This window comes from Pseudomonas saponiphila, assembly GCF_900105185.1.
Taxonomy (GTDB): domain Bacteria; phylum Pseudomonadota; class Gammaproteobacteria; order Pseudomonadales; family Pseudomonadaceae; genus Aquipseudomonas; species Aquipseudomonas saponiphila.
Map to the genome: position 1 here is coordinate 3,601,837 of NZ_FNTJ01000001.1, position 24,340 is coordinate 3,626,176.

25 protein-coding genes and 1 pseudogene are annotated in these 24,340 nt (G+C 64.1%); 6 read left to right on the forward strand and 20 right to left on the reverse strand.

All coding sequences use genetic code 11. From position 1 onward, the window contains the following. Positions 1-67 precede the first annotated feature (67 nt). Positions 68-1,327 (forward strand): multidrug effflux MFS transporter, encoded by a 1,260-nt coding sequence (locus BLV47_RS16630; RefSeq protein ID WP_092315367.1) that lies wholly within the window; start codon positions 68-70, stop codon positions 1,325-1,327. 47 nt (positions 1,328-1,374) lie between these two features. Then, positions 1,375-1,986 carry a glutathione S-transferase gene (locus tag BLV47_RS16635; RefSeq protein WP_092315369.1) on the forward strand — a complete coding sequence of 204 codons (612 nt, stop codon included), beginning with the start codon at positions 1,375-1,377 and terminating at the stop codon, positions 1,984-1,986. Between the two features lie 131 nt (positions 1,987-2,117). On the opposite strand, the gene hcnC is transcribed toward BLV47_RS16635, so the two are convergent. The 16 genes from hcnC to BLV47_RS16720 form a co-directional block, all read right to left on the reverse strand. Continuing rightward, entirely contained in the window at positions 2,118-3,371 is a 1,254-nt protein-coding gene (hcnC, locus tag BLV47_RS16640; protein WP_092315371.1) for a cyanide-forming glycine dehydrogenase subunit HcnC, read from the reverse strand. Then, a complete protein-coding gene (gene hcnB, locus BLV47_RS16645) occupies positions 3,364-4,773 on the reverse strand; it encodes a cyanide-forming glycine dehydrogenase subunit HcnB (RefSeq protein ID WP_092315373.1) in 1,410 nt (469 codons plus the stop codon). Before hcnB ends, hcnC begins: the two co-directional genes overlap by 8 nt. Further along, positions 4,770-5,087 (reverse strand): cyanide-forming glycine dehydrogenase subunit HcnA, encoded by a 318-nt coding sequence (gene hcnA, locus BLV47_RS16650; RefSeq protein ID WP_092315375.1) that lies wholly within the window; start codon positions 5,085-5,087, stop codon positions 4,770-4,772. The genes hcnB and hcnA overlap by 4 nt, the downstream gene beginning before the upstream one ends. Positions 5,088-5,604: 517 nt before the next feature. Further along, complete coding sequence (locus BLV47_RS16660) at positions 5,605-5,850, reverse strand: DUF2274 domain-containing protein (RefSeq protein ID WP_000108283.1); 246 nt, start codon at positions 5,848-5,850, stop codon at positions 5,605-5,607. Continuing rightward, complete coding sequence (locus tag BLV47_RS16665) at positions 5,847-7,127, reverse strand: TraB/TrbI/VirB10 family type IV secretion system protein (protein ID WP_003092274.1); 1,281 nt, start codon at positions 7,125-7,127, stop codon at positions 5,847-5,849. The genes BLV47_RS16660 and BLV47_RS16665 overlap by 4 nt, the downstream gene beginning before the upstream one ends. Before the next feature lie 2 nt (positions 7,128-7,129). Continuing rightward, positions 7,130-8,122 (reverse strand): P-type conjugative transfer protein TrbG, encoded by a 993-nt coding sequence (trbG, locus tag BLV47_RS16670; protein ID WP_000776560.1) that lies wholly within the window; start codon positions 8,120-8,122, stop codon positions 7,130-7,132. Next, positions 8,119-8,823, reverse strand: a complete 705-nt coding sequence (gene trbF, locus BLV47_RS16675) for a conjugal transfer protein TrbF (protein WP_001211312.1) — start codon at positions 8,821-8,823, stop codon at positions 8,119-8,121. The genes trbG and trbF overlap by 4 nt, the downstream gene beginning before the upstream one ends. 18 nt (positions 8,824-8,841) lie before the next feature. Beyond that, complete coding sequence (gene trbL, locus BLV47_RS16680) at positions 8,842-10,209, reverse strand: P-type conjugative transfer protein TrbL (protein WP_001000746.1); 1,368 nt, start codon at positions 10,207-10,209, stop codon at positions 8,842-8,844. Further along, complete coding sequence (locus tag BLV47_RS16685) at positions 10,206-10,532, reverse strand: hypothetical protein (protein ID WP_014603538.1); 327 nt, start codon at positions 10,530-10,532, stop codon at positions 10,206-10,208. Before BLV47_RS16685 ends, trbL begins: the two co-directional genes overlap by 4 nt. Before the next feature lie 12 nt (positions 10,533-10,544). Then, complete coding sequence (gene trbJ, locus BLV47_RS16690; protein WP_003092277.1) at positions 10,545-11,288, reverse strand: P-type conjugative transfer protein TrbJ; 744 nt, start codon at positions 11,286-11,288, stop codon at positions 10,545-10,547. Next, positions 11,285-13,735 carry a conjugal transfer protein TrbE gene (gene trbE / locus BLV47_RS16695; protein ID WP_000933135.1) on the reverse strand — a complete coding sequence of 817 codons (2,451 nt, stop codon included), beginning with the start codon at positions 13,733-13,735 and terminating at the stop codon, positions 11,285-11,287. Before trbE ends, trbJ begins: the two co-directional genes overlap by 4 nt. A 12-nt stretch (positions 13,736-13,747) precedes the next feature. Further along, the gene (locus BLV47_RS16700; RefSeq protein ID WP_003092280.1) at positions 13,748-14,017 is read right to left on the reverse strand and encodes a VirB3 family type IV secretion system protein; all 270 of its coding nucleotides are present in this window, start codon (positions 14,015-14,017) and stop codon (positions 13,748-13,750) included. Further along, positions 14,014-14,400 (reverse strand): TrbC/VirB2 family type IV secretion system protein, encoded by a 387-nt coding sequence (locus BLV47_RS16705; RefSeq protein WP_000150010.1) that lies wholly within the window; start codon positions 14,398-14,400, stop codon positions 14,014-14,016. Before BLV47_RS16705 ends, BLV47_RS16700 begins: the two co-directional genes overlap by 4 nt. After that, positions 14,397-15,467: a P-type conjugative transfer ATPase TrbB gene (gene trbB, locus BLV47_RS16710; RefSeq protein ID WP_023093367.1), complete on the reverse strand. Its 1,071-nt coding sequence runs from the start codon at positions 15,465-15,467 to the stop codon at positions 14,397-14,399. The genes BLV47_RS16705 and trbB overlap by 4 nt, the downstream gene beginning before the upstream one ends. After that, positions 15,464-15,940 carry a ribbon-helix-helix protein, CopG family gene (locus tag BLV47_RS16715; RefSeq protein ID WP_000085131.1) on the reverse strand — a complete coding sequence of 159 codons (477 nt, stop codon included), beginning with the start codon at positions 15,938-15,940 and terminating at the stop codon, positions 15,464-15,466. Before BLV47_RS16715 ends, trbB begins: the two co-directional genes overlap by 4 nt. Beyond that, complete coding sequence (locus BLV47_RS16720) at positions 15,937-17,934, reverse strand: conjugal transfer protein TraG (RefSeq protein ID WP_001163195.1); 1,998 nt, start codon at positions 17,932-17,934, stop codon at positions 15,937-15,939. The genes BLV47_RS16715 and BLV47_RS16720 overlap by 4 nt, the downstream gene beginning before the upstream one ends. 305 nt (positions 17,935-18,239) lie before the next feature. On the opposite strand from BLV47_RS16720, the gene BLV47_RS16725 reads away from it, so the two are divergent. The 3 genes and pseudogenes from BLV47_RS16725 to BLV47_RS16735 form a co-directional block, all read left to right on the forward strand. After that, positions 18,240-19,145: a LysR family transcriptional regulator gene (locus tag BLV47_RS16725; protein WP_092317275.1), complete on the forward strand. Its 906-nt coding sequence runs from the start codon at positions 18,240-18,242 to the stop codon at positions 19,143-19,145. A gap of 281 nt (positions 19,146-19,426) precedes the next feature. After that, positions 19,427-19,957, forward strand: coding sequence for an SRPBCC family protein (locus tag BLV47_RS16730; protein ID WP_000043569.1), 531 nt, complete (start codon positions 19,427-19,429; stop codon positions 19,955-19,957). Positions 19,958-20,058: 101 nt separating this feature from the next. Further along, positions 20,059-20,238: pseudogene (locus tag BLV47_RS16735) on the forward strand (integrase core domain-containing protein); the annotation flags it as partial. Positions 20,239-20,466: 228 nt separating this feature from the next. Here the strand turns inward: BLV47_RS16735 and BLV47_RS16740 are convergent. The 4 genes from BLV47_RS16740 to BLV47_RS16755 form a co-directional block, all read right to left on the reverse strand. Continuing rightward, positions 20,467-20,784 carry a DMT family transporter gene (locus BLV47_RS16740; protein ID WP_000539741.1) on the reverse strand — a complete coding sequence of 106 codons (318 nt, stop codon included), beginning with the start codon at positions 20,782-20,784 and terminating at the stop codon, positions 20,467-20,469. Positions 20,785-20,842: 58 nt separating this feature from the next. After that, entirely contained in the window at positions 20,843-21,106 is a 264-nt protein-coding gene (locus BLV47_RS16745) for an EexN family lipoprotein (RefSeq protein WP_000717310.1), read from the reverse strand. 32 nt (positions 21,107-21,138) lie between these two features. Continuing rightward, positions 21,139-22,044, reverse strand: coding sequence for a LysR family transcriptional regulator (locus BLV47_RS16750; protein ID WP_000405670.1), 906 nt, complete (start codon positions 22,042-22,044; stop codon positions 21,139-21,141). Positions 22,045-22,137: 93 nt separating this feature from the next. After that, positions 22,138-23,541 carry an efflux transporter outer membrane subunit gene (locus BLV47_RS16755; RefSeq protein ID WP_000078291.1) on the reverse strand — a complete coding sequence of 468 codons (1,404 nt, stop codon included), beginning with the start codon at positions 23,539-23,541 and terminating at the stop codon, positions 22,138-22,140. 100 nt (positions 23,542-23,641) lie between these two features. Here BLV47_RS16755 and BLV47_RS16760 point away from each other — a divergent pair, with 100 nt between their 5' ends. Then, on the forward strand, positions 23,642-24,283 hold the full coding sequence (locus BLV47_RS16760) for a TetR/AcrR family transcriptional regulator (RefSeq protein WP_092315377.1): 642 nt from the start codon (positions 23,642-23,644) through the stop codon (positions 24,281-24,283). Positions 24,284-24,340: the final 57 nt, after the last annotated feature.

The following is a 24,340-nucleotide window of genomic DNA, read 5'->3' on the forward strand; positions in this document are numbered from 1 at the left end:
ATGGTGCTCGGCATTAAACCATAAAGACCTTAATTTCAGCGCCGTACCCACTTGCCCAGAGCCCGCCATGCCGCCGGTTACCGACGCCCCGCCCCACTCCCTCGCTGTTGCACGCCCCCTCGCCCCCTGGCTCTGGACCCTGTTGCTGCTGGTGGTGGTCTGCCTGCCGCGGATCAGCATCGACCTGTACCTGCCGGCGCTGCCAGCCATGGCCGACCAGTTGCGGGCCAGCGATGCGCAACTGCAACTGACCCTGAGCCTGTACATGCTCGGCTACGCCCTGTCGATGCTGCTGGGCGGGCCGCTGTGCGACCGCTATGGCCGGCGCCCGGTGCTGCTGGCGGGCACCGCGCTGTTCCTCCTGGCCAGCCTGGCCTGCATGCTCGCCACCCGCGTCGAAGTGCTGTTGGCCGCGCGCCTGCTGCAGGCGTTGGGCGGTTGCTGCGGCACCCTGATCGGCCGGGTCATGGTCCGCGACCGTTACGCACCCGAGGAGCAGCCGCGCCTGCTCGGGCTGCTGTCCATGGGCATCGCCCTGTCACCGATGCTGGCGCCGCCGCTGGGCAGCCTGATCGACCACCTGCTGGGCTGGCGCGGGCTGTTCCTGTGCCTGAGCCTGGTGGCCGCGGCGGCCTGGCTGCTGATGTACAAACGGCTTGCCGAAACCCGCCCGGCGCAACTCGCCCCGATGCCTGGCAAACACCTGCCGGGCCTGTACCTGCGGCTGCTGAGCGAGCGCTATTTCATGCGCTATTCCCTGGCCATCGGCTGCCTGTACTGCACCTATTTCCCTTTCATCCTGCAATCCCCGGCGCTGTTGCAGCGCCAGCTGGGGCTGTCGCCCACGGCCTACGCCCTGGTCTTCGCCGCCACCGTGGCCGGCTACCTGCTGGGGTCGCGGCTGTTCCAGCGCCTGGGGGCCCGCCACGGCGCCGACCGCCTGATCACCCGGGCCTGCCTGCTGAATCTGGCGGGCGCCGGCCTGTTGCTGCTGACTCGCAGCCTGTGGCCCGACAGTCTGTGGGCGATCGTTGTGCCGATGCTGGCGCTGATGTTCTCGGTGGGCCTGGCGATACCCGCCTGCCAGTTGGCGATCCTGCAACCCTATGCGGCAGTGGCGGGCACCGCCTCGGGGCTGTTCTTCTTCATCCAGATGGCCCTGACCGCCGGCTGCGGCTTGCTCGCCAGCCTGCTGGCGGACCACCCGGCCGGCTCGCTGCAGGCCCTGACCGGCCTGTCCAGCCTCGCCCTGAGCCTGGTCTGGTGGTGCCTGCGACCACGGCGCCAGCAGGGTCTGGGCAAGGCCGATTCAATGCCGCTACATTAGCCGCGCCGTTCCCACCCGTTGTGCCGTTCAAGACAAGGAAATACGTGATGAAGCTTATTGGAATGCTCGATTCTCCCTATGTGCGCCGCGTTGCCATCAGCCTCAAGAGCCTGGGCCTGCCCTTCGAGCATCACTCGGTCTCGGTGTTCAGCACCTTTGAGCAGTTCAAGGCCATCAACCCGGTGGTCAAGGCACCAAGCCTGGTCTGCGACGGGGGTGAAGTGCTGATGGATTCGAGCTTGATCCTCGACTACCTGGAAACCCTGGCCGGCCCGCAACGAAGCCTGATGCCCGCGGCCCTGCCGGAGCGTTTACATGAGTTGCGGCTGATCGGCCTGGCCCTGGCGGCCTGTGAGAAATCGGTACAGATCGTCTACGAAAGAAAACTGCGTCCGGCGGAAAAACAGCACGGCCCCTGGCTGGAGCGGATCGGCGGCCAATTGCAGGCCGCCTATGCCGAGTTGGAGCGCGAGTTGCAAAAACAGCCGCTGCCCCGGGATGGCACCCTGAGCCAGGCCGGCATCAGCCTGGCGGTGGCCTGGAGTTTCAGTCAGATGATGGTGACCGACCAGTTCAGCCCCGAGCAGTTCCCCGCGGTGCGCGGTTTTGCCGAATACGCCGAACAGTTGCCAGTGTTCCTCGACACCCCCGCCACCTGACCTCCACATCGCCCTCGCCGTAGGAGCCGGCTTGCCGGCGAACAGGCCCGTGAGCCTTGCGGCGCCCTTGAGGCCGCCTTCGCTGGCAAGCCAGCTCCTACGCCAGTCCAACCGATCCTCGTGGGGATCTGTCAGGCCGGTTCGGGTTGTTTTTTCACCGCGGCGGTGGCGAAACGCCGGGCCAGGAACGGGGTGATGTCCAGCGGCAGGGCTTCCTCGTTCACCAGTTTGTCCAGCAGCACGCCGGTGATCGCCGAGGTCAGGATGCCGGTACGGAAGTGGCCGCAGGCGTTGAGGTAGCCCTCGACCCCGTCCATCGGCCCAAGAATCGGCAGTTCATCCGGCGAGCCCGGGCGCAGGCCGGCCCAGCAGCGCTTGAGGTTGACCTGGGCCAGCTCGGGAATGCAGCGCACCGCCCCCTGCACCAGACCGTTGATTTCCGGGTAGGTGGTGCTGACGTCGAAACCCTTGTCCTCGGTGGTGCTGCCAATCAGGATCTCGCCGTTGTCCTTCTGCGCCATGTAGCAATCGCTGGTGGTCAGGCAGCCATTGAGCAGTTTGGGCATGCGCTCGGTGAGGAGGATCTGGCCCTTCACCGGCTTCACCGGAATCTCCACCCCGGTGGCCTGCAGGCTCAGCTCCGCCGCCCAGGCACCGGCGGCGTTGATCAGGGTTGCGCAATGGAACAGCCCGGCCTCGGCGGTCTGCACCCCGCTGACCCGGTTGCCGTGGTGCAGGACACCGGTGACGTTGGTGTTGAAGTACACATCCACGCCGTTCTGCCGTGCACCTTCGGTGTAGGCATCGGTCAGGCGGAACGGGTTGACCTGGTGATCGCAGAGAAACTCCAGGGCACCCCGGGCTTCATGGCTGACATTGGGTTCCGCGGCGCGCAGGGCCGCCTGGTCGAGCCAGCGCACCTGGTCGGACAGGTGCGGGATGCAGCCGACAATGTGTTCGGCGTACAGCCGGTCTTCATCGTCATAGATGACGAACTTGAGCCCGGTCTGTTCGAACTTGAAGTCCATGCCATGCAGGCCGATCAGTTCGCGGTGCAGGCGCGGGTAGATCTCGTTGGACTGCAGGGCGAAGTCGAAGAACGACTGCGGCAGGATATGCGGGGTGCTGGAGTCCACCACCACCGCCGAGCCCTGGGCTTCGCGCTTGCGGTTGGCCGACATCATGCGAAAGAAGATCACCCCGCAGCCCAGGCCCACCGATTCGCCGATGGCCCACAGGCCGCCGGCCGAGGCACGACTGGCGTTGCCCGGACGCTTGGCGTCGATCAGCGCCACCTTGAGGTTCTTGCGCTTGGACAGCTGGTAGGCGCAGGACGCCCCGATCACGCCGCCACCGGCGATCACCACGTCGTAGTACTTACTCATGTTCGGGGACCTCCTGGTCGGGTGCGGCAAAGGCGGAAAACGGAATCGGGTCCAGCGGGAAGCGCGGGCGAATCCAGCCCACATCCTTGCGTCCGGTGGCCTGGCGCAGGCGGTCGCTGCAATAGCCGACGCACATCCGCCCCTGGCAGTCGCCCATGCTCACGCGAGTGCGCATTTTCAGGCTGGCCATGTCCTGCACCCCCTGGGCCAGGGCGCGCTCGATATCGTTGCGGGTGGTGTGTTCGCAACGGCAGATCACCGTGTCGCCCTTGGGCAGTTCTATCTGCCCGGTGCCACGCGCGGTATAGCGGTCCACCGCGCCGCGAAAGCGCAGGATCGAGGCCAGCTTGCGCTCGTAGCCCTGGCGCCGCTGCAGGGCCGCCTCGTTGCTCAGGACATTGCGCTGCATGAGGATCGACAGCGCGGCGATGCGGCCGGTGAGCATCGCTGCTTCTCCGCCGCGGATTCCGCCCATGTCGCCCGCCAGATGGATGTGCGGCTCGCTGCTCTGCTGCCAGACATTGGCGGTGGCCCGCAGGTAGCCGTCGTCGCTGAAGCCGTGGTCCAGGCCCATCTGCTGGCTCAGCTGGGTGCGCGGAATGAAGCCGTAGCCCACCGCCAGGGTCTGGGCCGCGACGCGCTGGGCCTTGGACATGTCCGGCTGCCAGTCGCTGGAGTACGGCGCCACGGTGACCACGCTCAGGGCGCCCTGGCCCTGGGCCTCCACCACGCCCCAGCCATAACGCAGGCTGATGCTGTGGAGCTTGAGGTAGGCCAGCATGCTCAGGCCGTCGAGGAACAGTTGCGGCTTGTTCAGCAGGGCCAGGCTCTGCTTGGCGATCTTGCTCAGGGCGCTGGCTTCAAAGACCCCGGCCACCCGCACGCCCGAGGCATGCAGCTGGCAGGCCACCAGTGGCAGCAGCGGCCCGGTGCCGGCAATCACTACCGGCCCCTGGGGCTTGACCACCCCGCTCTTGATCTGCAATTGCAGGCCGCCCAGCAACTTGACCCCCGGCAGGGTCCAACCGGGAAACGGCACGCTGCGCTCATGGCAACCGGCGGCCAGGAGCAGTTGCGAGTAGTCCACCTGCTGCACCTGCTCGTCGGCGTCCAGCAGCATCAGGCTGTGATGGCCTTCGGCGCCGATCACCCGGCTGTTGAGGCGCACGTCGATCATTTGTTCGTGGTCGGAAAAATCACCGTGCAGCCTGGCCAGCATTTCGCAGTAGCGCGGCCCCAGGTAATCCAGTTGCACGCCATCGCGCAGCGGCCCGCGATAGACCACGCCGCCCAGGCGTGAGGCTTCTTCGATCAGGGTGCTGCGCACCCCGTGCTCGGCCAGTTCGATGGCCGCTGCCATGCCGGCCGGGCCGCCGCCGACAATCAGGGGATTGAGGCTCATAGGCTGGGCTCCGCTTCAGTGATGCGGTTGCTCAGGGTCTGCACCTGCATCCCCGGCTTGACCAGGGTCTGGCAGGCGCGGCGCTTGTGACGGCCGTCGATCTGCACCAGGCAGCAATGGCACACGCCCATGCCGCAGTAGGCACCGACCAGTTGCCCGTGATCATTGCGCGCCACTTGGCGCAGGCCGGTGGCCTGGATCACGCTGAGGACCGTTTCACCCAGGGCGGCAGTGACCGGCTGGCCATTGAGGCTGATGGTCATGTCCGCATGCTGCAGCGGCTGAATATCAAAATTGCGGTCTATCTGACGCATTGCGGTTCATCCGTGAGAAGTGAGTGGAGTTGCCGGCATCCTGCCGCGCAGAGTCCTGGCGCGAGGACGTGGCAACACCGCGGTTCCGATAACGCTGTCAGAACCGAGCGCGGGCCAATCTAGTACTTTTGTCCGACAGGAATATTGATCTGGGCCAAGCAAAGGGTTGCGCCCCGCCCTGACACACAGCCCTGGCGCGCCCCAGAACCGGGACGCCGGGCACAAAAAAGTGCCGGTGTCAATTCTTTCGCGCAAATCAAGAAGGACTTGAAACCGTATATGGGACAGTAGGTTAGCTCCTTTCGGGGCCGCTTAGAAGAAGAGCGGCGTTGTCGGCTAGGAGCGACATAGGAGCGTTGGGAGAGAAAGCCGCATCGCACTGTGTAGTGCTGGATTGCCGAGGAACGGCGGGCCTGTCGCATCATCATAGCCCAACAGGCTCGGCGGCATCCAGAATGAAGAACGCGCAGCCTGGGCTGCGCGTTCGATGGATGCCGTTGAATAGCATGCGGTGCAATCATGGCGGCTTCGGTGGTGTGCTGCGGGTCGCCGTGCCCTTCCTGAATCCTCGATCCCCCGCCATGAACGCTTCCAGCATATGCGGGATCAGCGTCGCCGCATCAACGGCCTCGCCATACGCCTGCGCGTGTAGCGCGGCGTAGCGGTCGAGGTCGACTTTCAAGCTGGTCGGGCAAACGAAAGTCAGCTTGGTGCTCTCGGTCTTCGGCAGCGGGCCGAGCCGCAGCTTCTTGGTCGTGCTCATCGTGAAGTCCCCCGGTTGAAGAACAGCGGCTGGTACGGCCGCAGCACCAGATCCCGGTTGACGATGATGCGAACCGGCAGGCCCGGCCGTTGCGTTAAGGTCGGCTGGATGTTGAGGTTGCGCCGGGTCATCTCCTGGCCGACCTGATTGATGCTGTCCTGCGCGCTGTCGCGCCCAGCGATGATGACGCGATCACCATCCTGCCGGTTCTCCGGCGCGGCCAGCTCGGCACCGACGCCCAGCAGCGTGGTGAGTGCCGCACCGGCAAAGATGCGGCCCCAGTGGTAGTCCACATCGTCCTCCAGCCCGGCATAGCCGGCTGGGTCGGTGCCGGCCAGGTTGTCGAGCGTGAGCGAAGACGTGTCCGGCAGGATGATCCGGTTCCAGACGACTTGAACGCGGCTCTGCCCGTAGCTGACCTGGCTGTTGTATTTGCCCAGGATGCGCGAACCCTGCGGAATCAGCAGGAAGCGCCCGGTGGCTGTGTCATAGACCGGCTCCGTCACCGTGGCGATCACGTCGCCGGGCAAGTCCGACTTGATGCCCGTCACCAAGGCACCTGCGACCACTGTTCCGGCCATAACCTGATACGGCGAAATTGGCAGAGTCAGATTGCCGGAATTACGGGTTTCAGTGGGGCCAGCTTTCATGAAAGCCTCTTTCTGGTCTTGCCGGTTTTGCACCGCTGTCGGGTCAGCAGGTTGGGCCGCCGTGGAGGCCGGCCCGGCCGCCAGCGGGTCAAACGCCGCATTGGCGGCGAAGCCCGGCGCAGCGGCCACCTGTGTCTGCGCTACCGGCGCCGCATTCTGCCCACCCGAGCGGAAGAACACGGACGAGGCCGCGGCCGCCTCGGCTTCTTTTCGCAGGGCATCGTTCGGGTCGTGACCGGGGGCCGCGTAGGCAGCCGTCGCCGGTTGCTGCGACTTCACGATAGCCGGGCCAAGATCGCCCGGCAGCGGTGGCCCTAGTTCGGGAACGGCAGGCAGCAACGCCGGCGGCAGCTTGGAATAGTCCGTCGGCAGCGCATCCAGTCCTTCCGACTTTGACACGCGATCGACGTTGTAAAGCTCGGTCTGCTCGCCTGTGCTGCGTCGATGAGGTTGCAGCGACCACATCAGCGCGCCGAGCACGGCGACCGCTAGGACGCCGGCAAGGATGGCCAGCGAGCGCCGGTTCAGGCGTGTGACTGGACGCGGCTGGGCGCGCAGCGCCACTGCCTCCGGCGCCACCTTGTCCGCCTGCGGCGCGGCAAGGTCGGGAGTGTCATCCTGGCTCATGGTCAGTTCCTCCGTGCAACACCATCGGTGCGCTCGATCCGCACCACGTCGCCGCCATCGCCGCCCAGCCGCAGTTCGGCCGCGCCGAACAGGCGATCCACGACGTAGTACGGCGAGCGAAAACGGTAGTTCACCAGTTGCCCGTCGCCCTGCGCGCCGATGACAAACAGCGGCGGCAGCTCGCCCTGGGCGATGCCCGGCGGGAACTGGATATAGACCTTCTCTCCATCATCGAAGGCGCGCAGAGGCTTCCACGGCGGGTTGCTGCCCGATACCGCGTAGCGGAAGCGGATCTTGTCCAGCGACAGGCCCGTATCGACAGGCGTTGTTGCCTGCGCTGCCTGCGCCTGGCGCTGCAACGCGAGCATTCGGTCTTTCGGATAGTCCCAGGACACCGACGCCATCCATGCCCTCTCGGTCGAGGTCAGCTCCAGCAGGTAGGTGCGCCGACTGGTGGTGATGACGAGATTGGTTTTCAGACCGGAGCGGATAGGCTTGACCAGCACATTGACGCGCAGATCGGCCCCGCCGCCGCTGGACGTGTCGCCCACGATCCAGCGCACGGTATCGCCGGCGGCGACCGTTACCAGTTCCTCGCCCGGTTGAAGCGAAACCACCGTCACGCGCCCCGGCGACGCATAGACCTGATAAAGCGCGCCATCGGTGAACGGCCACACCTGAATCGCGTTGACGTAGCCCTCACGGGTAGGCGCGATACGCGCTTCTGCATTGGCACGGGAAACGCGCACCTTTTCGTCGGCCGGCTCCGGCGCAACGGGGGCCTCATCGAGTTCCGGCAGGGGCTTCAACTGCGCCGGCAGCGCCAGCGGTTCAGGGACGGCGACGACTTCGACGGGCTTGGGCGGTTCGGGCAACGGCTGGGCCAGCACCGTCTCGTCGAGCGAGATGGATGGCGGCGGCTTCCCCTGCGAGGCGCAGCCCGCGAGGGCCAGCAGCGTCAAAGGAACAACGTAAAGGCGGAAACGAAGTTTCATGGTTTGGCTCCTTCGGAAGAATCCAGTTCGCGGCTCCATGACAGGCCGTTGACGTAGATACCCAATGGGTTCTTGAGCAGGCGCTGTTCAGTACGCGGGGTTTGCAGGACGGTCGAAAGCACGGCGTTCCAGCGTTCGGTGCCGGCGGGCGCACCGTTGACATAGCGCTGCTCTGTCCAGCGCACGTTGAAAGACGTGTCGCTCGCGCGAACCACGCTGGTGATTTGCACCGTTACCGATTCCTTGCCGATGCGGGCGAATGGGTCATTGGTGCGGGCGTAGTCGTTGAGCACCGCCGCGCCCTTGTCGGTGGTGTAGTCGTAGGCATCGAGCCAGTTCTGCCGCACCACGATGGGGTCGATGGACAGCGAGCGAACCAGCGTCACGAAGCGCGCCAGGTGGTGCGCGATCTGCGCGTCGCCGGGCCGGTACGGCGTGGCGGCCTCTCCCACGGCGCGCACCTGCCCGGCTTGATCGACCTCGATGACATAGGGCGTCACGATGGACTGCGCCGAGCGCCACACCAGGCCGCCGGCCATCAACAGCGCGAGCACTAGGCAGCCGAAGGCCATCAGGCGCCAATTCTTCGCCTGCACGCGGGCGGAGCCGATACGGTCGTCCCACACCTGGGCGGCGGCTTGATACGGGGTGGCAGGCTGCGGCGTATCGGCGTAGCGCACCTGCGGTCGTTTGAATCGCATGGGTGTTCTCCTTGAAGGTTAGGTATCGGAATCCCGCAGGCTCGGGCCTTGCCCGGAGCCGCCGCCGTCGCCGCCGCGCAGCGTGTGGGCGGCAGTGGTCGCGGCATGGGTAGCCTGCTGGCGGCGGTGCATCCGCTTGGCCCAGGCCGGTTGCTCTTGCTTCTGCGAGCCTGCGGTGCCGTCTGCGGTCTGGCCGGGGCCAGCACCGTCGCTGCCGGCTTCTGTGCCGTTCCAGCCAGCGCGGAAGGAGTCGGCCACCTTCTGCCCAACAGCGGAAGCACCAGAGGTGACGCTGCGGCCTGCGGCTTGTGCGCCAGTCTTGGCGACATTGCCGAGGCCAGCCGCCGCGCCCTTGGCACCGCCGCCGGCCGCAGCGGAACCGGCCTGGAACGCCGATCGGGCACTGCCGGCCGCCGAAGTCGCGGCACGCGCACCGGCACCGGCCAGCTTTGCGGCCGCCGGGGCCATTCGTGCCCCGGCCATGACGGCGCCGCCCACGCCCGTTACGGCGGCGCCGATGGCAACGCCGGTGCCGACAGCCCCGACCGCAGCACCAGCCATCGCGCCCGCACCAAGCTGTGGCGCACCGGACACCAGGCCGGTGGCGATACCGGGGCCGAAAATGCCCAGCGCCAGCAGCGCGAGCGAGGCCAGCATCACGACCAGCGCGTGGTCGATGGATGGTTCGTCGGGATGCACCTGGAACTCGGCGAACAGGCCTGAACCGATGCCGACGATGACGGCCAGCACCAAGACCTTGATGCCTGACGACACCACGTTGCCTAGCACCTTTTCCGCGAGGAACGAGGTCTTGTTCCAGAGTGCAAACGGGATCAAGACGAAGCCGGCGAGCGTAGTCAGTTTGAACTCGATCAGCGTGATGAAAAGCTGTACGGCCAGCACGAAGAAGCAGAGGATCACCACCAGCCAGGCGATGAACAGAACCACGATAGGGTCGATGTTCACGAACACCTCGGGGAACCCAGCCATGTCCCCGATCTGTTCCAGAATCGGCGCGGCTGCGTCGATGCCGGTCTTCGCCAGCCGGCCCGGCTGAAGGAAGTTCTCCATCGTGATGGCCGAGCCGGTAGCGGTAATTCCCAAGCCGGCGAACGAGCGGAACACGATGCTCGCCAGCCAGTTGAAGTTGCCGATGATGTAGGCGAACGCGCCGACACAGAGCACCTTGCGCAGCAGCTTGGCGATCACGTCGTCGCCCTGGCCGGTGGCGTGGCTCATGGCCCAATACAGGCCAGCGATCGTCATGTCGATGACGATGAGCGTGGCGGTGAGAAATGCCACTTCGCCCTGCAATAAGCCGAAGCCCGAGTCGATGTAGCGCGAGAACGTATCGAGGAAACGGTCGATGATGGTCACGTCGTTCATGGCGAATCCTCGGGCGGAGTGAGCGGAACGGCGCCCTCTGGCAATTCATCTGCGGGCGTATCGAAGCTCGGCGGAATCGGCGGGAGTTCAGCCAGCGAGTTGTATTCATCCGGCCCGGTATGGCCGGCGAAGAAGCGCCGCCGGAAGGCTTCAGCGGCGGCGCGGCAGGCATCCTCGCCCACGGCCTGCCGGTCGGCCGCGCATTGCCCGCGCAACGCCTTGAGCCGCACCGGATCTGCGGCCAGGGCGTCGGCCAGGTTCTCGGCCGGCTGCTGGCCGCACGCGGTCAGCAGCACGGCCATCAGGACGGAAGCGCATCGCATGGCCGCCTCCGGTCAGTTGTTATAGAAGTTGACGGACTGCGGCGTGTACGGCGTGCCGGTGCCCAGAAAGCGCCGCCGCACTTCGCGGGCGCGCTCCATAGCCGCCGCTTGCCGCGCCAGTTCCAGTGAAGCGGCCCGGTCTTGCGTGATCTGGAGCTGCTGCGCCTGGATCGACTGCTTGGCCTGCAAAGCCAGGAGCTGGTTCGTCGCCTGCATCGCTTGCAGCGCGCCGGTGGCCGACTGGCTCTGGCTCACGAGATCGGCCAGCGCGCTTTCGTCTTGGGCGAGGTTCTGCGACACCTGCGCCTGCATCCGCATCGCGGTGTGCAAGCCGTTCAAGGTGTTCTGCCAGCGTTCGCGGGCGTCCTGTGCCATGCGGTCGCCGCTGATGGTGGCGGCGTACTGTTCCGGGTACAGGCGGGCGAACGTGGCATCCATGCTCTGCACGTCGTAGGCCAAGCCGCGCGCCTCGGCGATCAGGCGCTCGGTGGTGGCGAGCGTCGAGCGCAGGCGGTTGACGATGTTGAAGTCGAGATTTGCCAGGTTCCTGGCCTGGTTCATCAACATCTGCGCCTCGTTCTGAAGCTGGTTGATCTGGTTGTTGATCTGTTCCAGCGTGCGCACGGCGGTCAGCGTGTTCTGCACGAAGTTGGACGGGTCGAACACCGTCAGCGCGGATGCGGGCTGCACGGCCAGCAGCGATACCGACAGCACGGCAGCGAGTGAGACAGAGAGCAAACGGGGCTTGGTCTTCATGGTGAAACCTCCAGCGGTTGAGAAGCGAGAAAGGAAGCTGCCGCCGGAGCGGACGGCAGCAGGTCGGCGGCCCAGCCGAGGCCGCGATGGCGCAGCCACGCGCCGGCGAAGCCGGGAGCGCCGGCCTGCGTCAGCACGCGGTCAATATCGCGTTGGTCTTGAGGGGTGGATGCGCCCGCGAATGCGAGCGCGACAGGCCCCAGGTCGAGGTCGAACAGGCGATTGCCGAGGCGCGACTGGTAGTAGTAATCGCGCTTGGGCTGTGCGGTCGCCACGATCTCAATCTGGCGGCTGTTCAAGCCGAAGCCTTCGTAGATCGTGCGAATCTGCGGCTCGGTGGCCTGCGGGTTAGGTAAGAAGATCCTGCTCGCGCAGCTTTCGATGATGGCTGGCGCGATGGTCGAGTCCTTGATGTCGGCCAGCGACTGCGTGGCAAAGATGACGCTGACGTTCTTTTTTCTGAGCGTCTTGAGCCATTGCCGGATGCGGGCCGCGAAGGACGGCTCATCGAGGAACAGCCACGCTTCATCGAGGATCAGCAGCGTGGGCGCGCCGTCAAAACGTTCGTCGAAGCGGGCGAACAGGTAGCGCAGCACTGCTTGCACGGCGGCGGGGCTGTGCATCAGTTCTTCCATCTCAAAGCCCTGCACGTCGGCCATGCCCAGCCGGTCGTGGTCAGCGTCCAGCAGCTTGCCGTGGGCGCCGCCCAACACATAGGGCGCGAGCGCTTGGCGCAGCGCGTTGGACTGCAATAACACCGACAAGCCGGTCATGGTGCGCTGCTCCACTGGCGCACCGGCAAGGCTTCGCAGCGCCGACCAAATGGCAGCCTTCTCGTCCGGGCCGACCGTCACGCCTTCGTGCAGCAGCCGGCCCTCCACCCATTCGGCGGCCCAGGTGCGGTAGCCCTCGTGGGCTATTCGCGCGAGTGGCTGGAAGGCGATGCCGCCATCGGCACCGAGGTCGTAGTGCTCACCGCCAAGGCCGAGGATGGTGGCGCGCATCGAGCGCCCCATGTCGAAGGCGAAGATCCGCGAGCCGAAGTAGCGCCGGAACTGCATGGCCAATATGGCGAGCAGCACCGACTTGCCCATGCCGGTCGGCCCGGCGACAAGGGTGTGCCCCACGTCGCCGATGTGCGTCACCAGCCGGAACGGCGTCGCGCCATCGGTGCGGGTGACGATCAGCGGCGGGCCATCGAGGTGTTCGTTCTTCTCCGGCCCAGCCCATACCGCTGACATCGGCATCATGTGCGCCAGGTTCAGCGTCGAAACGATGGGCTGACGCACGTTCGCGTATGCGTTGCCGGGGACGGACGACAGCCAGGCATCGACTGCGTTGAGGGTTTCGGGGATGGTCACGAAACCCCGGCCCTGGATGACGCGCTCCACCATGCGCAGCTTCTCGTCGGCCACGGCCGGGTCGGCGTCGAGCACCGTCACCGTGGCGGTGAGGTAGCCGAAGGCGACTTGATCGCTGCCCAGCTCCTGCAAGGCGGCATCGGCGTCGGCGGCCTTGTTGCTGGCATCGGTATCGACCAGCGGGCTTTCCTGCTGAAAGATCGTTTCGCGCAGCAGCGCGATGACGTTCTTGCGCTTGGCGAACCATTGGCGCCGCAAGCGCCCCAATTCCCGTTCCGCCTCGGCTTTGTCCAGGCACAGGAAGCGCGTACTCCAGCGATACGCAAAGCCCAGGCGGTTGAGGTCGTCCAAGATCCCCGGCCAGGTCGAGGTCGGGAAGCCTCGTACCGACACCACGCGCAGGTGCTGATCGCCCAGCATGGGCGCCAGGCCGCCGACCAGCGCGGCATCGGCCAGCAGTGCGTCGATATGGAACGGCACGTCGGGCACGCCGACGCGATAGCGCCGCGTGGAGACTGTGGCATGCAGGTAGGTCAGCGTCTGGCTATCGTCCAGCCAGGCAATCTCCGGCATCACACCATCGAGCAGGTCGAACACGCGATCGGTCTCTGCCACGAAGGAATCAAGCCGACCACGCCAGTCCACACCCTCAGTGGGCCGGTTCTCGTACAGCATCCCAGCCGCACGGGCGCGAGACTCTTGCGGCGGTAGGTGTTGCAACGTGAAGTGATAGACGCTCTCGAAATGGCCATCCGACTCCTCGAACGCCGCGCGTCGCTCCTCATCCACCAGCCAGGACAGTGGTTCGGGAAAGGAGGATTGCGGATAGCTCGATGCCCGCATCCGCTCGGCCTCGATATAGAAGGCCCAGCCAGACCCGGTACGGCGAAGCGCGTTGTTCTGCCGCGCCGACGTGGCAATCAGCTCGCCCTGTGTCGCACTGTCCAAGTCGGGGCCGCGAAACTGGAACGTGCGTTGAAACGAACCATCTTTGTTCAGCACAACGCCCGGCGCGACCAGCCCGGCCCAGGGCAGCCAGTCGGCAAGCAAGGCCGGGCGCTGACGATATTCGGCAAGGTTCAGCATGGCGTCCTCCCCTCACACGTCCAGAAGCGGGCGGTGTTTGATATGCCGCGCGAAGACCTGCATGAACTGCGGATCGACGCGCGCACCCCATACGGCCAGCGAGTGGCCGACGATCCAGAGCACCACGCCGGGAATCCACAGTTGCAGGCCCAGCCCGACGGCGGCGGCTAGCGTGCCGTTGGCAATCGCCACGGTGCGCGGCGCACCGCCCAGCAGGATCGGCTCGGTCAGCGAGCGATGCAGCGGCACTTCAAAGCCCGGAAGATCGGTGGCCTTACTCATACGACGGCCCCTCCGGAGAAGCTGAAGAACGACAGGAAGAACGAGGACGCGGCGAACGCGATGGACAGGCCGAACACGATCTGGATCAGCTTGCGAAAGCCGCCGCTGGTATCACCGAACGCCAGCGCAAGCCCCGTCGAGATGATGATGATCACCGCCACGATCCGGGCGACTGGCCCTTGGATGGATTCGAGGATGGAGGTCAGCGGCCCTTCCCACGGCATCGAGGAACCGGCGGCCTGCGCCGTGCCCGCCAGCAACAGCATCAGCGCGGCCAGCAGCAGCCCTTGCCCTGCGGGACGGGCCAGGTGGCGCAGCCGCGCCATGCTGGACAGGCGAGAAATAGGATTTACGGAAAGACGGAAAGCATCAACGTGCGTCATGGCAGTTCTCCAGGTTGGTCAGGGGTCGAGGAAGGCGCAGCGGCAGCGGCTGCAAGAGGAACCGGCGGCAGCTCGGGAAACGGCGTTTCCAGCGCATCTGTCAGGCGATAGCCCGCACCGTCGAAGCCGACGACACGGGAGATGGTTTCGACGTGACGTTTGCGGCCACGGCCTGCGATGTGAATCACCACGTTGACCGCCTCGGCGATCAGGGCGCGGGGCGGATTCACTGCCACTTCGAGGATCAGTTGCTCCAGACGCAGCAGTGCGCCCAAGGCGGAGCCGGCATGGATGGTGGCAATGCCGCCGGGGTGGCCGGTGCCCCAGACCTTCACCAAGTCCAGGGCTTCGCCGCCACGCACTTCGCCGACGATCACGCGGTCAGGCCGCAGGCGCATCGTGGCCCGCACCAGCTCGGTCATTGTGACGACGCCGGCGCGGGTGCGCAGCGGCACATGGTCGCGGGCCGCGCATTGCAGCTCGATGGTGTCTTCGAGCACCAGCACGCGGTCGCCTGTGGCGGCGATCTCGGCCAGCAGCGCGTTCGCCAGCGTGGTCTTGCCGGTGCTGGTGCCGCCGGCGATCAGGATGTTCTGCCGCTCGCGCACGGCGCGGCGCAGGAACTCGGCCTGCCCGGCGGTCAGGATGCCGTCGGCCACGTAGCGATCCAGGCCGATGATGCTCACGGCCCGCTTGCGTAGCGCGAAGGCTGGCCCCGGGGCGGCCGGAGGCAGGATGCCCTCGAAACGCTCGCCGGTTTCCGGCAACTCGGCGGTCAAGAGCGGCTGGCCGCGATGCACCTCCGCGCCGACATGCGCGGCGACCAGGCGGATGATGCGTTCACCATCGGCCTCGGGCATCTCCACGCCCAGCGGCGAGCGACCCGACGACAGCCGATCCACCCACAGGGTGCGATCGGGGTTGAGCATGATTTCCACAACATCCGGATCTTCGAGCGCAGCGGCGATCAGCGGCCCCATCGCCGTGCGCAGCATCTGGATGCGGCGATCCTGGGACGCCGCGGCGGATGAGCGAGATTCAGGCGGAATCTGCGGAACGGCACTCATGACGCACGCTCTGCAGCTCGCTCATCGGCGGACGCCATCGCTGCTGCGTCATCCATCCGCATCGGATCGGGGTGCAGTTCCTCCACCACGTCGCGCACCAGACTGCGGCCACGCAGCAGGTGGCGACCCAACTGCTCGACGAACTGCTCGAAGCGCGCTTTGCCCTGGGCGCGGGCCGCGTCCTTGTGGGCTTCTGGCACCGGCGTGCTGATGGTCAAGAAATAGCGGATGAACAGCGCCAGCGTTTCGATCTGGATGTTCTGGTCGCGCTCCATGCGTTCGGTCTGCCGCGACAGTCGATCCAGCCGCTTGGCAATGGCGGCCTCACGCTGGTCGCCCGCATCGGGTGACAGCCAGGACGCCAAGGCCGCTGCGACGATGGAGGACTTGGACACGCCTTTCTTGGCGGCAAGTTCATCCAGGCGCTTGGCGTGCTCGGGCTGGATGAAAAGATTGAGGCGGTATTGGCTCATAGGTCGATTCCGTCGTTGGGGTCGAGAGAAGCCAGCCGGGCCGTGCGCTGCATGGCCGGGTCGAGCTGGCCGGGAAGCGGGAGCGCCAGGTCGTCGTCATCGAGCAGCTCCAGGTCGTTCGCACACGCGTCCAACTCGGGCTCGTAGGCGACGGTTTCGGAGAGTTCGAGCTGGCGGCGCGGGCCGCCGTCATCGGTGCCGCCCGGACCATCGGCGGATACCGAGGTCGGCGCCGTAGGTACGGCCGGGATCGCCAAGCCGCTCCAGTCGTCGGGGCGGGCTGGCGGCGCGTCGGCGTACCTCCCGACTGCGAGCACGGGCGGTGGCAGGACGCGATCCTTGAAATTGGCGTCGACGTAGTAACGCAGCTTCTTCGCGCGGATCGGGGCAACGCTGGACACCATGACTACGGCGTCCTCAGGTGGAAGCTGCATCACCTCGCCGGGCGTCAGCAGCGGACGTGCAGTTTCCTGACGCGACACCATCAGGTGCCCCAGCCACGGAGCGAGGCGGTGGCCCGCGTAGTTGCGCTGCGCGCGAAGCTCGGTGGCGGTGCCGAGGGTTTCGGAAATCCTTTTCGCCGTCCTTTCGTCGTTGGTGGCGAAAGTCACCCGGACATGGCAGTTGTCGAGGATGGAATGGTTCTGCCCATACGCCTTGTCGATCTGGTTCAGGCTTTGAGCGATGAGAAAGCTGCGGATGCCGTAGCCGGCCATGAAGGCAAGCGCGGACTCGAAAAAATCGAGGCGACCCAGCGCCGGAAACTCGTCCAGCATCAGCAGCAGCTTGTGCCGGCGCGCGATGCCATCGCTGCCGTCGAGCGATTCGGTCAGCCGCCGCCCGATCTGGTTCAAGATGAGCCGGATCAGCGGCTTGGTGCGGCTTATGTCGGAGGGCGGCACCACCAGATAGAGCGATACCGGGTGCTCGGCGGAAATCAGGTCGGCGATGCGCCAATCGCAGCGCGATGTGACTTCGGCCACGGTCGGGTCGCGGTACAGGCCGAGAAACGACATGGCGGTGGAGAGCACGCCCGATCGCTCGTTGTCCGACTTGTTGAGCACTTCGCGGGCAGCGGATGCGACAACCGGGTGAGGCGCATCGCCCAGGTGCTTCGTCGTCATCATCCGGTGCAGCGTCAGCTCGAACGGACACGCCGGGTCGCTGAGGAAGTTGGCGACGCCGCGCAGCGTCTTGTCCTCGCCTGCGTACAGAACATGCAAGATTGCACCGACCAGTAGCGCGTGGCTGGTCTTCTCCCAATGATTGCGCTTCTCTAACGCACCTTCAGGGTCAACCAGAATGTCGGCGATGTTCTGCACGTCGCGCACTTCATGTGCGCCGCGCCGGACTTCAAGCAGCGGGTTGTAGGCGGCCGACTGCCTATCGGTGGGGTTGAAAAGCAGGCAGTGCGAAAAGCGCGAACGCCAGCCCGCCGTGATCTTCCAGTTCTCTCCCTTAATGTCGTGAATGACGGCGGACGCCGGCCACGAAAGCAACGTAGGCACCACCAAGCCCACGCCCTTGCCCGAGCGCGTGGGTGCGAAGCTCAGGACATGTTCCGGCCCCTCATGTCGGAGGTATTGGTCGTCGTGTTGGCCGAGGAAGACGCCCGCCGGGAGGGTCAGTCCAGCTTTGCGGATGTCGACGGCATCGGCCCAGCGTGCCGAACCATAAGTCGTAACCAGCCGCGACTGCCGAGAACGCCATACCGACATGGCGATGGCGACGAGTAAAGCGAACAAACCGCTACCACCCGCAATCGCACCGCCTGTGTCGAAGACGTGCGGCGCGTAGGCATCAAAGAAGAACCACCATTCGAACAAGCGCCACGGGTGATAAACCGGTACACCTAGAAGATCGAACCAGGGCGATCCGAGGCGTACTTGATAGCCAAGGGTCGCTGCTGTCCATTGTGTGGCGCCCCAGACGCCGGCGATCACGATGCCGATTACCACAGCGATCTGGCCGAACAGAACGTTCGTCCCTTGCATGACCTGTCCTCCGATTTCTCCTGCGCTGGTGTCTCATTGAAAGCGTTGCACAGGGGGTGTCGCAGGCGTCAGGATCGGTTCTGGGCTAGTGCCGGTCAAAGACCGTTCGCAGCACAATGGTCGAGGGAAAAGAAAGAATGAGCGCGGTGGCGAGTCAAAGAAAAGCGCCGCAAGCGAAAGCGCACTGCGGCGCATACAGAGTTCCAAGCAAGTTACCCAAAAAAAGCCGTCAATGGGCCTTGCTTCCACTCATAGGCAATATTTAGATATCATGAAAAACGATGATATTTAAGATTGGAATAAAAATGAAAAATATCAAGAGTATGGATCTCAACTTGCTCAAGGCGCTGGACGCATTGTTAGACGAACGCAATGTGACACGGGCGGCGGCCCGTCTGGGACTAACCCAGCCGGCCTTGAGTGGCATGCTGACGCGGTTGCGCGAGAGCTTCGGTGGCCCGCTTTTCGCGCGCTCGCAGCGGGGTATCGTTCCAACGCAGCGGGCGCTGGATCTAGGGATGCCTGTCAAGCAGGTGCTCGCCGAAATCGACGCGCTGCTCCAGCCACCTTCCTTCAATCCGGCCACCGCACAACTGACCTTCTCCATCGCCGCGACGGACTATGCGCTGCGTGCCGTTGCTGTCCCATTTCTATCGGCACTTAAACGGCACGCACCGCGTGTACGAGTCTCATTAGTGCCAGTCGAGAGCGGGCAGCTACAGAACCAGCTTGAGCGCGGTCAGATCGATTTAGCCCTCCTGACGCCAGAGATCACTCCGCCAAATCTGCATGCCCGAGAGCTGTTCAAGGAACACTATGTGTGTGTCCTGCGGGAAGACCATCCTGCGGCTATGGGGCGCAAGCTGACCGTTAAACAGTTCTGTGCTCTCGACCATGCGCTTGTTTCCTACGATGGTGGAGGTTTCCGCGGCGTCACCGACGATGCGCTAGAACAGTTGGGCAAACGACGCAGCGTCACACTGTCGGTCAAGAGCTTTCTGATCTTGCCAGACATCCTGCGTGCCAGTGACATGGTTGCGATCTTGCCGAGCCGCTTGGTCGCCGGTATGGACAAGCTGGCTATCTCCCTGCCGCCGGTGAAGATACCGGGGTTCACCAAGACGGCTGCTTGGCACGAACGCACCCATCACGATCCAGCACATCGCTGGATACGAGCACTGCTGTTCACTTCCTGTGCTAACAACAAGTAGGCAAGATCGCTCCTATCGTCATGCTCAGCACAACTCTACCTCGCACTACAAATAAGCAATCAGTCGGCTCAATTGGAGACGCGCCCTTTCGTAGCGCCGCTGCGAGATAGCCTAGTCGGTGGATGGCAGAACCTAGGCCTTGATATCATATTTTATGATATCAAAAATAGAAACTTAGGATTTCACTTATTGCAGATGGAGGCTCATGATTTGCTCCATGACCACTTGAATGACGCAGCCACCCCTGTTGCGTCATCGACATTTTGTGAAGGAGCTTCGATATGAGCAAGCAACAGAACGCCATCCTCTGGCCCGAAGGCTACACGCCGGGCTTTACTGAGAATTTCGCCTCCAATGAGATCATCGCCGCCGGCTTGAGCGCGGCCGACGTATGGCCTCTACTCGTCACACCATCGCTGTGGCCAAGCTACTACGCCAACTCGGCTAACGTGTGCTTTCATGACGGCAAAGGCCCGGTACTGGCCGACGGCGATCGGTTTTACTTCGAGACCTTCGGCTTCCCGGTAGAGGGGCAGTGCAACGAATACGTGCCACCTGCGGATGGGCAACCCGGCCGCGTGGCCTGGCACGGCTGGTCCGGCGAGGAAGGCACAGATACGCGCCTGGATGTGCATCACGCCTGGCTGGTTGAGAACCTGGACGGCAGGCGCGTGCGCATCCTCACGCAGGAAACTCAGAAGGGCAAACCGGCCGAGGAGCTGCACAACGCCAAACCCAACCCGATGATCAACGGCCATCAGGACTGGCTCGACAGCTTGGTCGAGGCAGCGCGCAAAGCCAAGCAGGCGTAGTGGTCTCCGGCCGCTTGATCCCAAGCGTCTGAACGGAGAAAACCATGATGAGAACTCCCCTCAGGATTCTGCTGGTCCTGACTTCGCAGGCAACGATGGGCGACGAACTGCTCAACCGCGAATGGTTCCGCAGTCGGACCGAAGCGAAGGTGCTGATCGAACGTTGGCGACAGTTCTACAACGAGCAGCGGCCGCATAGCGCGCATGCTTACAAACCGCCGGCGACGATCCGGCGCAACTGGATCCAATCCGATAGCATCCCCTCCGAACTCACTGCCTGACTGGCTACAAAGTTCGTACTCAGGTCACCTTGGCGCAGGCACTGAAGGTGGAGCCACCCGGAATGGGTGCTCCCACCGCCTTACGCGCACTGGCTCGAACTCTCCCGAGGCGCCGGCAAGCTCGTCACATAGCGACTAGAGAGAGGAGGTGACCGTACGAGTTCCCAGCGCCCGATCCACTCTGGGAGCTGGGTCGCCTAGCGACTACGCTACCAATGGAGCTAGCGATCAACTCGATAACTTGAGCGTGATAACGCCCAGGATGATCAACGCCACGCCAAGGTATCGCATCAGGGAGGTTGGGTCGCCATAGAAATGAATTCCGACTAAGAAAGTTCCCGCCGCTCCGATACCCGTCCACACCGCATAAGCAGTCCCAATCGGTATCTGACGCTGAGCAAGCCATAGGAAGGCGCCGCTAATTGTCATGAAAGAGACGGCTACTGCGACCCCACTCCAACGCGATGTTGGCTCTTGCGCCATTTTCAGCCCGACCGGCCATCCGATTTCAAACAATCCAGCCAAAACAAGATAGATCCAACCCATTGCGATTCTCCTTCAAATTTTTCATATCCGGCATACATACTCCGGCATGACCACCAGCTTAGAACTTCGGCGGCTCTTTAGGCGTGGTGTGGGGCACATCGCCATCTTCGTAAAAGCGCTTTCGCGTAGCCTCGGCAACCCGGTTACATAGTTGGTCGCCCAGCATTGGTCGATCCAACTTGCATTGCTTGCGCAACTCTTTCAGACGCTCAGGATTGAGCGCTAATTCATCGACTGTCGGAAGGTTGGCTTTATCTGGTTTCCCAGATGGGCTGCAGGCTGCCAATGTCGAGGAAAGCAATATGAGAGCAATCTTCTTCATGGTTAATTTTCTTTGGGAGATTGTGTGATGGTTTACCGCCGACCTTTGGCATCTGGAGATTTGATCGAATGAACGCGTTCCATGAAGCGAGTCAGCATTTCTGACGGCTCGCTGGCCGGCCGTAGTAGATAGGTCGTGAGCATTGGCGAACGTCCAGTCAGCGGCCGTGCGACCACCCCCTGTTCCCTGCTGGCTGTGATATGCGCGCCTCCTGTGAGGCCTAGTGCAAGTCCCGCCGAAACCAGGACCATCATTAGATCGCTGGAAGTCACGCGTTCGGCAATCAGTGGCTCTATGTCCACGCGACGTAGCACCCGTTCAACTTGCCGAGCATGGCCCTCACACGCCACCGCGTCGCAGAGCACCAGCGGATACCGCAACAGCTCTTCTAGGGGAATCTGTTTGTGGGATAGCAAGGGGTGCCGTGCGGGCACAGCTACCATCAGAGGGTCACTCCACACCGGCACGGCGATGATGCCTTCGCCGACTTCATCCGATTGAGCGAAGCCGAGATCGTACAGTTCGCCACACAATCCCTTGATTTGCTGTGCCAAAGGCACCTCGAAGAAGCGAACTTCCACTTCCGGCTCTTCCTGCCGGCAGAGCGCCAACAACGCAGGCAGGCGCGATGGCGTGATTCCATCAGACAATGCAATACGGAGCTGGCAATGAAAGCCATTGGCTGCGGCGTTCACACTGTCGCGCGCCTGCTGCAAAGCTGCGAAGACACGCGGCACGCTCTCAAAGAAGAGCCTGCCCGCACGAGTCAAGCGGGTGCTCCGAGTGGTTCTCGCAAATAGCGCTACGCCCAACTCTTCCTCAAGTTCCTTGATGGCGCGCGACAGCGGCGATGTCTCTATGTGGAGGCGCTCTGCGGCTCGGGCAAAGTGCAGCTCCTCTGCCACCGCCAGAAAGTAGCGCAGGTGTCGAATTTCCATGTTCGCATTCCTCATCACTCAGGCCTCACCACCTTCGCCTTGCGTCACGCTATTTAGCTAGCCTTCGCAAGCTGCTCCAGCATGTTTCTGCGATCAAACAGGAGAGCCGGATAATGCTTTTGCCAGGACGCCCCATTGCATGGCTGTCTCGGCCCGCGTGCGGATCAGCGAAGCCTGCGCTGACAGCACCCCGGCCTCAGCCTCGGCCACCACCGTGGCGTCCACTTGTCCCGCCTCGAACAGACGTCGGCTGCGATCGAGCTGACGCTCCGCGACTGCGACACCCTCGGCCTGATGCTCCAGTGCTGCGTGCTGCGTATGCCAACCGAGATATGCGTTCTCTACGTCCTGCAAAGCACTCAACAAAGTGCGCTCGAACTCCGCACGGGCAGCTCGGCTGCGCGCCTCTCCGGTCTCGATGCCGGCACGGATCGCGCCACCATCGAAGATCGGCAACGACACCCCGGCCCCAAGTGAAAAAATGTTTCCAGTGATGCGGGTTCCCACACTCTCTACGCGCTGCCGTCCGCCGCTCAGGTCCAACACCAGCCTGGGGAAGCGTTCGCCTTCGGCTGCGTTCCAGCGCGCGGTTTCGGCGGCGAACTTCGCTTCGGCGGCGCGCACGTCGGGCCGCTCACTCAGCAGGTCCGCAGGTATGCGTGTCGGTGTCCAGTCCGGGACGGCGAGCGACGCAAGAGTTGGGGAAGCTGCAGGCGCTCCGGGCGTTTGTCCCACTAGTACATCGAGTGCATGCGTCGCCTCGCCGCGCGCACGCCGCAGTTGCTCTTGCTCCACGCGCAGTGCGACGACGCCGGCGCGGGTACGCTCGATGTCGAAGCCGGTAGCTTGTCCGGCCTCGAACTTCCGTTGCATCAGCAAGACGAGTCGTTCTGCGGATGCCAGCCGCGCCGCGGCTAGCGCTTCGAGCTCACTGGCTTGGCGCTGCTGCACAGCCGCCGACACTGTTTCAAACGCGACCTGCCACCGCGTGGCAACCCACGCTTGTTCGGCTGCCACCGCATCCAGGCGCGCACCTTCTGCTGCCTGCGAAAGCCGTCCCGACAGGTCTGCCTCCCACGATGCGGACAACGTGGCGCGGCCATCATTGCCGATTGCAACGTTCTCTGAATAGTCGCGTCCTCGAGTTGCCTGCGTGCCCGCGGACAACGAGGGGAGCAGGGAGGCCCGTGCTCGCCGCGTGGCGGCCGATGCCTCGTCCACGCGCGCTCGCGCAATCGTCAGTTCGGTATTGCGCTCCAGCGCCGCCCGGACCAAGGCATTGAGGTGCGGATCGCCGTAGGCCGTCCACCAATCGACGGGAAGAGTACGGCGGGACGATTTGTCCAAGATGCCTTCACCTCCCTCTTCATTTGAGAAATGGGCCGGTACATCCAGGCGAGGTGGATCGGCAGAGTGCGGGGCATGGCTGCAGGCCGCAAGAAGCAGTAGCGGAGAAATCATGGCAATGAGGCGATAGCGTTCAAGAATTTGAGACATGGCAGCTCCTTGCGTTCCGAAAAAGTCTTGACGGACTGTTGTATGGCTTCTACTATACCGTCTGGACTGTATATGACTCAAGCTTTTTTGGAGCACGACCATGCCGCCCCGCGCGAAAACAAAGTTGCCCCCCCCGTCCACTGCCCATAGCAGCGCCGATGCGCAGCCCGGCCTCCAGCAAGGAGCCCAGCGAACTCGCGACCGCATCCTGCAGGCCGCCCGCGAACTGGTGCTGGAGGAAGGTGCCAGTCGCTTGACACTGGACGCCGTCGTTGTGCGGGCCGGGTTGAGCAAAGGGGCGTTTCTCTATCACTTCAAGACCAAACGCGATTTGTTCGTGACACTGATCGACGAGATGATCCGGGCGTTCGACGCGGTACAAGCCAATCACGAGCGCAGGTTTGCCGGAGATCCGGACTCCTGGCTGTCGAGCCAGGTGGAAGCGATGCCCGACGACGAGATGCAGAAGATGGGCGCAGCGCTGCTCGCGGCAGCTGCGGAAGATCCAATACTTCTCGACCCACTGCGCGAGTGGTACCGCGTGCAGTACGAACGCGTGCGTCGATCCCCGCGTGGCACCGAGACCGCGGCACTCATCATGCTGGCATTGGATGGCGCCCTGTTCGCCGATCTTCTGGGTTTGCCAATACTCGCACCCGCAGAGCGGCGGCATTTCTTTCGGGCGCTCCAGGATCTCGCCTCGGGCCATCTCGAACTTGTCCCGGCAAAAGGACGCACATGAGTCGCGTCCGTAGCGGTGTCATGACCGCGTGCGCACCGCGCTCCTTGGCGGTTGCTT